The organism is Helicobacter pylori FD535 (assembly GCF_000296015.2).
In the GTDB taxonomy this organism is placed as follows: domain Bacteria; phylum Campylobacterota; class Campylobacteria; order Campylobacterales; family Helicobacteraceae; genus Helicobacter; species Helicobacter pylori_CT.
The window spans coordinates 1-11,647 of sequence record NZ_AKHP02000019.1 but is presented as its reverse complement, the minus strand read 5'-3'; the positions used below and the strand labels follow the sequence as shown (position 1 = coordinate 11,647).

The 11,647-nt window shown below is 39.8% G+C and carries 11 protein-coding genes and 1 pseudogene; 8 read left to right on the top strand and 4 right to left on the bottom strand.

Annotated features, from left to right (window positions below):
- Positions 1–52: 52 nt before the first annotated feature.
- Both DV63_RS11870 and edd read right to left on the bottom strand, forming a co-directional pair.
- Positions 53–679 carry a bifunctional 4-hydroxy-2-oxoglutarate aldolase/2-dehydro-3-deoxy-phosphogluconate aldolase gene (locus tag DV63_RS11870; protein WP_001153026.1) on the bottom strand — a complete coding sequence of 209 codons (627 nt, stop codon included), beginning with the start codon at positions 677–679 and terminating at the stop codon, positions 53–55.
- 10 nt (positions 680–689) lie between these two features.
- Entirely contained in the window at positions 690–2,516 is a 1,827-nt protein-coding gene (gene edd, locus DV63_RS11865) for a phosphogluconate dehydratase (protein WP_001124085.1), read from the bottom strand.
- Positions 2,517–2,581: 65 nt separating this feature from the next.
- Between edd and DV63_RS11860 the strand changes: the two genes are divergently transcribed.
- The 4 genes from DV63_RS11860 (at position 2,582) to DV63_RS11845 (ending at position 6,757) form a co-directional block, all read left to right on the top strand.
- Entirely contained in the window at positions 2,582–3,859 is a 1,278-nt protein-coding gene (locus tag DV63_RS11860) for a glucose-6-phosphate dehydrogenase (protein ID WP_000883556.1), read from the top strand.
- 10 nt (positions 3,860–3,869) lie between these two features.
- Positions 3,870–4,553, top strand: a complete 684-nt coding sequence (pgl, locus tag DV63_RS11855) for a 6-phosphogluconolactonase (protein ID WP_000542205.1) — start codon at positions 3,870–3,872, stop codon at positions 4,551–4,553.
- A complete protein-coding gene (locus DV63_RS11850; RefSeq protein ID WP_001126884.1) occupies positions 4,540–5,550 on the top strand; it encodes a glucokinase in 1,011 nt (336 codons plus the stop codon). The genes pgl and DV63_RS11850 overlap by 14 nt, the downstream gene beginning before the upstream one ends.
- A 160-nt stretch (positions 5,551–5,710) precedes the next feature.
- Complete coding sequence (locus tag DV63_RS11845) at positions 5,711–6,757, top strand: NAD(P)-dependent alcohol dehydrogenase (protein WP_001265747.1); 1,047 nt, start codon at positions 5,711–5,713, stop codon at positions 6,755–6,757.
- Between the two features lie 11 nt (positions 6,758–6,768).
- Here DV63_RS11845 and DV63_RS11840 read toward each other — a convergent pair whose 3' ends face one another.
- Positions 6,769–7,974 (bottom strand): glycosyltransferase family 8 protein, encoded by a 1,206-nt coding sequence (locus DV63_RS11840; RefSeq protein ID WP_000199755.1) that lies wholly within the window; start codon positions 7,972–7,974, stop codon positions 6,769–6,771.
- A 200-nt stretch (positions 7,975–8,174) separates the two neighbouring features.
- On the opposite strand from DV63_RS11840, the gene DV63_RS11835 reads away from it, so the two are divergent.
- Positions 8,175–9,482, top strand: coding sequence for a hypothetical protein (locus tag DV63_RS11835; protein ID WP_000576588.1), 1,308 nt, complete (start codon positions 8,175–8,177; stop codon positions 9,480–9,482).
- A 6-nt stretch (positions 9,483–9,488) separates the two neighbouring features.
- On the opposite strand, the gene DV63_RS11830 is transcribed toward DV63_RS11835, so the two are convergent.
- Positions 9,489–10,160, bottom strand: a complete 672-nt coding sequence (locus DV63_RS11830; RefSeq protein ID WP_017179798.1) for an outer membrane protein — start codon at positions 10,158–10,160, stop codon at positions 9,489–9,491.
- Positions 10,161–10,450: 290 nt separating this feature from the next.
- Between DV63_RS11830 and DV63_RS11825 the strand changes: the two genes are divergently transcribed.
- From DV63_RS11825 to DV63_RS0209140, 3 genes and pseudogenes are all read left to right on the top strand, one after another.
- The gene (locus DV63_RS11825) at positions 10,451–11,011 is read left to right on the top strand and encodes a pyruvate flavodoxin oxidoreductase subunit gamma (protein ID WP_000486477.1); all 561 of its coding nucleotides are present in this window, start codon (positions 10,451–10,453) and stop codon (positions 11,009–11,011) included.
- A 16-nt stretch (positions 11,012–11,027) separates the two neighbouring features.
- Positions 11,028–11,420: a 4Fe-4S dicluster-binding protein gene (locus DV63_RS11820; RefSeq protein ID WP_000656174.1), complete on the top strand. Its 393-nt coding sequence runs from the start codon at positions 11,028–11,030 to the stop codon at positions 11,418–11,420.
- A gap of 9 nt (positions 11,421–11,429) precedes the next feature.
- Positions 11,430–11,647 (top strand): annotated as a pseudogene (locus DV63_RS0209140) (2-oxoacid:ferredoxin oxidoreductase subunit alpha); the annotation flags it as partial.

Sequence of the window (11,647 nt, the reverse complement as noted above, 5' to 3'; positions counted from 1 at the left end):
AAAATTTTATTATAGTGTTATTAAGCAAATACAAAATGCCATGATCTTTTTGTTATGTTAAAGCTAACGCTCGCTTACAAATTTCTGTGATTTTATCCCACTCTTTGTTTTGAATCAAATTTTTAGGGGTAAGCCAACTCCCCCCCACGCACAAAACATTTTCTAAATCCAAATAAGAACGCATGTTATCTGCGCTAATCCCCCCAGTAGGGCAAAATTTCACCCCTTTAAAAGGGCCATTAAAAGCGTTTAAAAGTTTAACGCCCCCGCAATACTCTGCCGGGAAAAATTTTAAAGCGCTATAGCCCAATTCTAAGGCTTGCATGACTTCACTACTGCTAGAAACCCCGGGTATTAGGGGCATGTCTTTTTTCTTGGCGTATTCTAAAAGCTTTATCGTAAGGCCCGGGCTAATCAAAAACTCTGCCCCCCTATTTTGAGCTTGCTCTAATTGAGCGGGATTTAAAATCGTGCCAGCGCCCACGCGCATTTTTGGCACATTCTTAGCGATAAGCTCTATGGCCTCTAAAGCGCAACTGGAGCGCAAAGTAACTTCTATGATTGGAATACCCCCCTCTATCAGGCTTTGCGCTAAAGGCACAGCGTCTTTTATATTTTCAATCACCACCACAGGGACAATGGGGCTAATTTGTAAAACCTCTATTGTTTTATCTTGCATTTTATTTCCTTTATATTTTTATGCCAAAACTCATGCCGCCCTCTTCAGCGGTATTGGCATTCAATCTCAAGCTTGTAAACAATTCCCTACCCAGCCCAAAAGTAGGCTTTTCTAAATTTTCTAAGGTTTCTAAAAACAAGGGGTTGATGCCTCTATCTTCAAAATCCTTTTCAAGCACATTCAGGGCGTTATTAGGAGCGTCTAATTCTATCCAATCGCCATCTTTAATCTTAATGATCGCCCCATTCAACGCTCCCTCAGGGCTTAAATGGATCGCGCTAGGCACTTTCCCACTCGCCCCGCTCATGCGCCCATCCGTAACCAGCGCAACCTTATAGCCCATATCCTGCAAAGCCCCTAAATTCGTGGTGAGTTTGTGCAATTCTGGCATGCCGTTAGACTTAGGCCCTTGGAAAGGCAAGACCGCCACAAAGTCCCTTTCTAATTCTTTATTTTTAAAGCGTTCTAAAAATTCGCTTTGGGTTTTAAAAACAATCGCTCTGGCTTTAACTTTCCTGTGCTCATCTTTAATGGCTGAGATTTTAATCACAGCCCGCCCTAAATTACCCTTTAAGATTTTAAGCCCCCCATTAGCGGCAAAAGGCTCGCTAACAGGGCGTAAAATATCCGTATTCAGGCTATGATTAACAGCGTCTTTATACACCAATTGGTCGTTTTCTAAAAAGGGGGTTTTGGTGTAATTTCGCATGCCTTGTTGCGTTTCTGTATCCATAATCGTATGAGTGTCTTCAAATAAAAGCCCCTCTTTTAACAATTCTTTGATCACAAACGCTAATCCCCCACACGCTTCAAAAGCGTTCACATCCGCCGATCCGTTAGGATAGACTTTAGCTAAAAGAGGTATGAGATCAGAAACAGCGTCAAAATCATCCCAATTAAGGATAATCCCGCAAGATCTAGCGATAGCGATCAAATGTAAAGTGTGGTTAGTGGAACCTCCGGTTGCCATTAAGCCTATGAGAGCGTTAAGAATGCTTTTTTCATCAATGAGTTTGGCTAAGGGTAGGACTTTCCCGCTCGCTAATCTTTTAGCGCTCTCTTCTACTAAAACCTTCCGTAAGGGGTTGTTAGGGTTGATAAAGCTAGAATTAGCTACATGCAACCCCATAAACTCCATCATCATTTGATTAGAATTAGCCGTGCCATAAAAAGTGCAAGTGCCCACATCATGATAGCTTTGCATTTCCACTTTTAAAAGCTCTTCTCTGTTGATCTTTCCCATTGCAAAATCTTGGCGCGCTTTGGCTTTTTGATAGTTTTCTATCCCGCTCACCATAGGCCCGCTTGGCACAAACACGCTCGCTAAATTCCCAAAGCTTAACGCTCCTATGAGCAAGCCTGGCACGATTTTATCGCACACGCCCAAAAAAAACGCCCCGTCAAAAACATTATGGCTTAATCCCACGGCGGTGCTTAAAGCGATCACATCTCTGCTGAATAAACTCAATTCCATGCCATCATAACCCTGCGTGATACCATCACACATCGCTGGCACCCCACTAGCGACACTCGCATAAGCGTTATGCTCTTGCAACTCTTTTTTAATCCAATCAGGGTAATTTTTAAAAGGCTGGTGGGCTGAAAGCATGTCATTATAGGCCGTGATAATCGCAAAATGCTTTCTTTTATGCGAACCTAAAGGCATTTTTAAATGCTCTGGCATGCTCGCTGTAACATGCGCGATATTCGCGCAACCCAAGCTCTCAATCTTGGGCTGGTTTTTAGGGTTAAAGATATTTTCTAAATAAAGCTCTCTGGTTTTTTTGCTACGCTCTGTAATTTTTTCTTTGATTTGTTCTAAAGAATGCTTAGGCATGAACACCCCTTTAATTAAGATTTAATATATAATAATAACTCAAAAACACTCTAAAAGGGTTATTGATGTTAGATTTTGATCTGGTTCTTTTTGGCGCGACTGGGGATTTAGCCATGCGGAAGCTCTTTGTTTCGCTCTATGAAATTTATACCCATTATGGTTTTAAAAAAGATTCTAAAATTATCGCATCGGGGCGTAAGGAACTATCCAATGAAGAATTTTTAGCGTTTCTTTGTGAAAAAACACAACTGCATTCAAGAGAAAAGGGTAGGGAATTTTTAGCCCATATCAGTTATGTTTGCGTTCGTTTGGATAACCCTAAAGACTTTGAAGAATTGAGTAAAATCGCTACAAAAAATAAACCCTTGATTTTCTACTTTTCCATCTCCCCTAGTTTTTTTGCAACGACCGCTCAAAATTTGGCCCAAAACGCGCTCAATCACGCTAATGCACGCTTGATTTTAGAAAAGCCTTTAGGGCATGATCTAAAGACTTGTAAAGAGATTTTCCAAAGCATTAGCGCTTTTTTTAAAGAAGAGCAAATCTTTAGAATCGATCATTATTTAGGGAAAAAGGGCGTTCAAAATATCCTTGAATTGCGCCGAAATAACCCTATCTTAAACATTTTATGGGATCAAATCAGCGCGGTTGAAATCTGCGTGTATGAGACTTTGGGGGTGGAAGAAAGGGGCGAATTTTACGATAAAATTGGGGCCTTAAGGGATATGGTTCAAAACCATCTCTTGCAAGTTTTATCCCTTATCGCTACAGATTTACCCAAGGATTTAAAGGATTTGAGGAAAGAAAAAATCAAAGTTTTAAAAACCTTACAACCTCCTAAAGACTTTAAAAAACAGGTTATTCGGGCCCAATATCAAGGCTATAGAGATGAAAATAAGGTCCATAAAGAGAGCCAAACAGAGACTTTTGTCGCTATTAAAGCCTTTTTGGATACGCCTAAATTTAAAGGCGTGCCTTTCTACCTTAAGCACGCTAAAAAAATGCCCCGCAATCAAGCGAGCGTGAAAATCCATTTCAATGCAGTCAATACGCTAGAATTTTTCCTCTCTCAAGATAAAATCACCCTCACCCTACAAGATCATCAAAACCCCCTTATTTTAGAAACCCATCACAAACAGGAATTTTTACAGCCCTACGCCAAATTGCTCTATGATGCGATACAAAACAACCACAATAATTTCGCCCACCAGTTGGAATTAGAAGCGTCATGGGTTTTTATTGACACGCTCATAGAAGGTTTTATGAATAACGCCACGCCCTTATATTCCTATGAAAGCCATGATCTAAACGAATCCGAATTTTTAAAACCACTCTATCAATAAAAGGGATTTTATGGGTTATCAATTGTTTGAATTTGAAAATTTGAAAGATTGCCACAAGGCTTTAATAGAGCGTTTTAAAGAATTTTTTAACACCGCCTTAAAAAAGCACCATCAAGTTTCTATCGCTTTTTCTGGGGGCCGTTCGCCCATTAGTTTGTTGCAAAAATTGAGCGTTTTGGATCTCAAATGGCATGAGTGTTTAGTCAGTTTGGTGGATGAACGCATCATAGACACAAGCCACAATGATAGCAACACCAAATTGTTACACGATTACTTATTGCAAAATAACGCCCTAAAAGCTTCTTTCATCCCGCTTTTGCCTGAAAAGATTTCTAGCGATACAAACGCGCTTTTTAATTTCGCTAACCAGCATTTCAAACAGCCCCATTTAGCCATTTTAGGCATGGGGACTGACGGGCATACGGCTAGCCTTTTTCCTGAAACGAGTGCTTTTTTAAACGAAGAAAAAGAAAATATCGTCCTAACTAAGCCAGCTAACGCTCCTTATGAACGCCTGAGCATGTCTATTAACGCTTTAGAAAATTGCGAAAAACTTTTCTTAAGCGTTAGCGGAGCGCAAAAAAGGGGAGTTTTAGAAAAAGCTTTAAAAGAAAACGCTCCCTATTCTCTGCCGATCGCTAGGATTTTACATTCTCAAAAAGTTACCACGGAGGTGTTTTATGCCAAAAACTGAAACTTACCCAAGACTATTAGCCGATATTGGCGGCACGAACGCACGCTTTGGTTTGGAAGTCGCCCCACGACAGATTGAATGCATTGAAGTCTTGCGGTGCGAAGATTTTGAAAGTTTGAGCGATGCGGTGCGGTTTTATCTTTCTAAATGCAAAGAAAGCCTTAAACTGCACCCTATTTATGGCTCTTTTGCTGTGGCTACGCCCATTATGGGGGATTTTGTCCAAATGACTAACAACCACTGGACTTTTTCTATTGAAACGACACGGCAATGTTTGAGTTTAAAAAAATTGCTTGTCATCAATGATTTTGTCGCGCAAGCCTATGCCATTAGCGCGATGCAAGAAAACGATCTGGCTCAAATAGGCGGGATTAAGTGCGAAATCAACGCTCCTAAAGCGATTTTAGGACCAGGAACCGGGCTTGGGGTAAGCACTCTTATCCAAAACAGCGATGGCTCTTTAAAAGTCTTGCCCGGCGAAGGAGGGCATGTGAGCTTTGCCCCTTTTGATGATTTAGAAATTTTAGTGTGGCAATACGCCCGTTCTAAATTCAACCATGTGAGCGCGGAAAGGTTTTTGAGCGGGAGCGGTCTGGTGTTGATTTATGAAGCCTTGTCTAAACGCAAAGGCTTAGAAAAAGTGGCGAAGTTAAGCAAGGCTGAATTAACCCCACAAATCATTAGCGAACGCGCTTTGAATGGGGATTACCCTATATGCCGATTGACCTTGGACACTTTTTGCTCCATGCTAGGCACGCTCGCTGCTGATGTGGCTCTCACTTTGGGGGCTAGAGGGGGCGTGTATTTGTGTGGGGGGATTATCCCTCGATTCATTGATTATTTTAAAACTTCGCCCTTTAGAGCGCGTTTTGAAACGAAAGGGCGCATGGGGGCGTTTCTCGCTTCTATCCCTGTGCATGTCGTGCTGAAAAAGACTCCGGGACTTGATGGGGCAGGCATTGCGTTAGAGAATTATTTACTGCATGATAAGATATAGCAGCGTTAAGATAGAAGCGGCTTATACAAGGGGTGTGTTTGAACGCGCCAAACAACGATACCATATAACCAACAGTTATAAAATTAGTTAAACCTATAGAAACATAAGCAAACCATAAAAACGATACAATAGCGGTATTTTAATGAAACAAGGAGTTTTTATGAGAGTTCCATCTAAAGGTTTTGCTATTTTTTCTAAAGACGGGCATTTCAAACCTCATGATTTCAGCCGCCATGCTGTAGGCCCTAAAGATGTGTTGATTGACATTCTTTATGCAGGGATTTGCCATAGCGATATTCATAGCGCTTATAGCGAATGGAAAGAAGGCATCTATCCTATGATTCCTGGGCATGAAATTGCTGGGGTCATCAAAGAAGCGGGTAAGGAAGTTAAGAAATTTAAGGTTGGCGATGTGGTGGGCGTGGGCTGTTTTGTCAATTCATGCAAGGCGTGTAAGCCCTGTAAAGAACACCAAGAGCAATTTTGTGCCAAAGTGGTATTCACTTATGATTGTTTGGATTCTTTCCATGGCAACGAACCCCACATGGGCGGATACTCTAATAATATTGTCGTGGATGAAAACTATGTGATTAGCGTGGGTAAAAACGCTCCTTTAGAAAAAGTAGCCCCCTTGCTTTGTGCGGGCATCACCACTTATTCGCCCTTAAAATTTTCTAAGGTTACTAAAGGCACAAAAGTGGGCGTCGCTGGGTTTGGCGGGCTAGGAAGCATGGCGGTCAAATACGCTGTGGCTATGGGGGCTGAAGTGAGCGTTTTTGCAAGAAACGATCACAAAAAACAAGACGCTTTAAATATGGGGGTCAAACATTTCTACACGGACCCCAAACAATGCAAAGAAGAATTGGATTTTATCATTTCAACCATTCCTACCCATTACGATTTAAAAGACTACCTCAAGCTCTTAACTTATAGTGGCGAATTAGCCCTTGTGGGACTCCCTCCTGTAGAAGTTGCTCCAGTGCTCAGCGTTTTTGATTTTATCCATTTAGGCAATCGCAAGGTTTATGGCTCATTGATTGGGGGCATTAAAGAAACCCAAGAAATGATGGATTTTTCTATTAAACACAATATTTACCCTGAAATCGATTTGATTTTAGGCAAGGATATTGACACCGCTTATCACAACCTAACCCATGGGAAAGCGAAATTCCGCTATGTGATTGATATGAAAAAATCGTTTGATTAAAGGCTTTGGCTTTAGCTCTTTTTTAAAAGCTTGAGTTGGATTAGGATTTTTTTAACAATCCCATGAAGCCCTAGAATTTTAAGGGTTTTACTGACCACCTTTTTAGCTAACGCTTTAGGCATAAAAAACCCAAAATAAATAAGCTTATTGAAAAATTTTTTCACCAAACCACCAGTTAATTCAAAAACTCTTGAATGGATTTTCCTTTCTTTAAACACAACAAACAAATACGATTTGAAAAACAAATACGGAGCCTTAAAAAGAATTTCTTTTGAAGACTTTATTGAAGAAAAATAATATTGTTGAGCCATTTTTGTGGTGTAAAAGCTCTCATTGGTGTGCATTTTTTGAGTGTAATCGCTCATAAATGGGGTTTTAGCCAAAGCGTTTAGCCACAAATCCGCTTTTAAACCAAAAGGGTAATCCCAAGGCTTCACCGCTCCCCACCAAGCGTCATAGTGGATAATTATAGGGTTTTGGAGCGCCTCTAAAATGGTTTTCTTGTAATTCTCGTTCAAATACGCGTTAGAAAAATCTTTAATAGTGTAATAATAGGGGAAAACGCAATACTCAATCCCTAAAGCTTTCATATTGGGCCAACACCATTTCGTAAAATCCAATTCTTCTGTAGCCTCATTCCCCTTTAAAAGATCATGCATTCTTAAGGTGAAATTTTTCTTGCGCTGGTAATCTAAATTACAAAACAAAAACCCTTCCATCATGTGGTGCTTTCCAACTTCTAAAACCCCATGAAAATAATTCTCATCATTTTCTTTAATGTTTAAGAAATCAGCACTAAATTCATTACAAAAGATGACATCCACATCGCTCCACACCATTTTGGAATATTTGGGGAACAAATCCGCCAAAAAATACTTCACTAACACCATTTTAGAAAAACGCTTAGTGAAATCCTCATCAAAAGGGTTAGGGATGGTGTCTAAAAAAGGTTCAATATCTTTCACTTCTAAAACAGCAAATTCCTTAAAAGGCTCTGCGATTTGGTGGAGCTTTGCTCTATCTTCTTCATTCAAGCCTACCACTAAAGCGTGTAGGGTGTAACGGATTTTTTTATTGGCTTTAGCAATGCTTTCTAGCAAGGAATAAATGCACGCGCCCGCAGGAATGAGGTAATTCTTATCAAAAGCAAAAGCGATAGGGACGATAGGGATATGAAAATCTTGTTCTTTAAAAGAATGGCTTGAAGCTGAAGTCATAAAAATTAAACGTCCTTTTTTAAAGCCATTTTATCCAAAAAAAAAAAANAAAAAAAAAAAACAGAACTTGAAAGGGTTCTGTTTTTGGTTTTTATGTTGTTTTTAATGAAAATTAATTTAAAATCGTGTCTTGTCTTTAAAAGTGCCGCTATTTTAAATGCTTCAATTTTAAAAGATGATGAAAGGGGCTGAATTCTGATTTGATTTTCTTAAAAAAATCTCTTTATGCGTTGTTGTTTTCAGGTTTTTTAACACCACCCTTAATGAAAGCGGCTAGTTTTGTCTATGACTTGAAGTTTATGAGCTTTAATTTCAATTTAGTGGCCCCAAATAACAACCCCTATTGGAATAGCCTAACCAAAATGCAAGGTCGTCTCATGCCTCAAATTGGCGTCCAATTAGACAAAAGACAGGCCTTGATGTTTGGAGCGTGGTTCATTCAAAATTTACACACGCATTATAGTTATTTCCCTTATTCATGGGGGGTTACGATGTATTACCAATACATAGGGAAAAATTTGAGATTTTTTTTAGGCATTGTGCCGCGAAGCTATCAAATAGGGCATTACCCTTTAAGCGCTTTTAAAAAACTTTTTTGGTTTATAGACCCTACTTTTAGGGGAGGAGCGTTCCAATTCAAACCGGCTTATGATCCTAATCGCTGGTGGAATGGGTGGTTTGAGGGCGTTGTGGATTGGTATGGGGGGCGCAATTGGAACAACCAGCCCAAAAAGAAAAATTATGATTTTGATCAATTCTTGTATTTTGTTTCTTCAGAATTTCAGTTTCTTAAAGGGTATTTAGGTTTAGGGGGACAGCTTGTCATTTTTCATAACGCTAGCTCTCATAGCATGGGAGATAACTACCCTTATGGCGGAAATTCCTACTTAAAACCAGGCGATGCAACCCCACAATGGCCTAATGGCTACCCCTATTTCAGTCAAAAAAATAACCCACAAGGCGGAGAAATAGGGAAATACTCTAACCCTACTATTTTAGACAGGGTCTATTACCACGCTTATCTTAAAGCGGATTTTAAAAACCTCATGCCTTATATGGACAATATTTTTATGACCTTTGGCACGCAGTCGTCTCAAACCCATTATTGCGTGCGTTACGCTAGCGAGTGTAAAAACGCCCGATTTTATAACAGCTTTGGGGGGGAATTTTACGCTCAAGCGCAATACAAGGGCTTTGGGATTTTTAACAGATACTATTTTTCCAACAAACCCCAAATGCACTTTTATGCCACTTATGGCCAATCCCTTTATACCGGGTTGCCATGGTATAGAGCCCCTAATTTTGACATGATAGGGCTTTATTATGTTTATAAAAATAAATGGGTGAGCGTGCGAGCGGATGCGTTTTTTAACTTTTTAGGTGGGGGCGATGGGTATCATTTGTATGGGAAAGGGGGCAAGTGGATCACCACTTATCAGCAATTCTTAACCCTAACCATAGACACAAGAGAGTTGATTGATTTTGTCAAATCTAAAACCTCTAAATAACTATATCTAAAAATTATAGATATAATTGAAATAAGCTACCGGTAAGCGGTGCCATAAAGTAGTCACGCTCAAGCCATCAACGATTTCAGTTCTTTTGTTAGGAATGAAAGGGAATTTCAACCCGAAAGTGATTTCATTGTGGAAAAAGCCAAAACGAAAACCCACTTTCACAAGCAATTGGAAAAGCGAATTTTCTTTGCCTAAATTTTGAGCGATAATCCCATGCATAGCCCCTCCTGGCATGTAAGTCGCCCCAGCGATACCTACGCCAAACTCTAACCCTAAAAACATCTTTGGCGAATTGAAAGCGTCCCACAAACCGCTAAATTCTAAACCATAGGTAGAAATATAGGATTTGTGAGAAGAAAAGGTCTGATCATAAAACAACCCGTAACGAAAACCCACATGCTCTACAGCTTGCGTTTTAGCCACAAATTTCCCCCCTAACACCACACCAAAGCCATTGCCGGTCATAAAATACGATTTATCCACAGACTCGGTGCTAAAAGATGTGTTGATCGCGCTAAGTTGATACCCAACCCCTAAATAAAACGTATTCCTGTCCGCAAATTTAGGTTTTTTTGATTTTTCATCAAGCTCTGCCTCTGTGGCTTGAAGCGATGATAATAACGCCATGCCCATCAATATTTTAACCATTGTTTTATTTGTTTTATTCATACCCCAATTCCTTATGTTATCCTGCTCCACACTTGCCCCATACAGACTAAAATCAAATCACACCCTAAATAATAACAAAGTTTAAAATAAATATTAGTGATTTTGATTAAGAACGCCTATCTTTTTAGAATAAATAGCCATAAAATAGCCATAATTCTTGTAAGTATGCCCCCATTTTCCTATAAAAATTCCTAAAAAGATATTGTTATAAGACACATTAATAGTTTTTCTTGTATAATGTTTAGGCTAAATTCAATTTATTTTATACGATATTAAGGAGACATATTACCATGTTTCAAATTAGATGGCATGCACGAGCGGGTCAAGGCGCAATCACTGGCGCTAAAGGGCTGGCCGATGTGATTTCAAAAACAGGCAAAGAAGTGCAAGCGTTCTCTTCCTATGGTTCAGCTAAAAGGGGGGCTGCTATGATGGCTTATAACCGCATTGATGATGAGCCTATTTTAAACCACGAACGCTTCATGCAGCCTGATTATGTGCTGGTGATTGATCCGGGTTTGGTTTTCATTGAAAACATCTTCGCTAATGAAAAAGAAGACACGACCTATATCATCACCAGCTATCTTAACAAAGAAGAATTGTTTGAAAAAAAACCTGAATTAAAAACCCGTAAGGTGTTTTTAGTGGATTGTTTAAAAATCTCTATGGAAACCTTAAAACGCCCCATCCCTAACACGCCCATGCTAGGAGCGTTAATGAAAGTGTCTGGCATGCTTGAAATCGAGGCTTTTAAAGAAGCTTTTAAGAAAGTTTTAGGCAAAAAGCTCACGCAAGAAGTCATTGACGCTAACATGCTCGCTATCCAAAGAGCTTATGAAGAAGTTCAATAACATTTAAGGAACAAAGATGAAAGATTGGAACGAATTTGAAATGGGAGCGGTGCTCTTCCCTTTTGAAAAAAACGCACAAAGCGAAATGGAAAAACACAATGATGAGCGCCATTACACCGAGCAAAGCTACTTCACCACTTCAGTGGCTCATTGGCGCGTGGCTAAGCCTGTGCATAACAATAATATTTGCATCAACTGCTTTAATTGTTGGGTTTATTGCCCAGACGCTGCTATTCTTTCAAGAGAGGGCAAGTTAAAAGGCGTGGATTATTCTCATTGTAAAGGCTGTGGCGTGTGCGTGGATGTCTGCCCCACCAACCCTAAATCGCTATGGATGTTTGAAGAACAAATTGAGCCTGCTACCGCCCTCACTCAATGGCCGCAAAAACAAGAAAAGAAAAAATCATAAGGAAAAAATATGGCAAGAAGTATTGAACTACAAGAGATAGAAGTGTGGGATGGCAATACCGCTAGCTCTAACGCTTTAAGACAGGCTCAAATTGATGTCATCGCAGCCTATCCTATCACCCCATCAACGCCCATTGTGCAAAATTATGGTTCGTTTAAAGATAATGGCTATATTGATGGCGAATTTGTTTTAGTGGAATCTGAGCATGCTGCCATGAGTGCATGCGT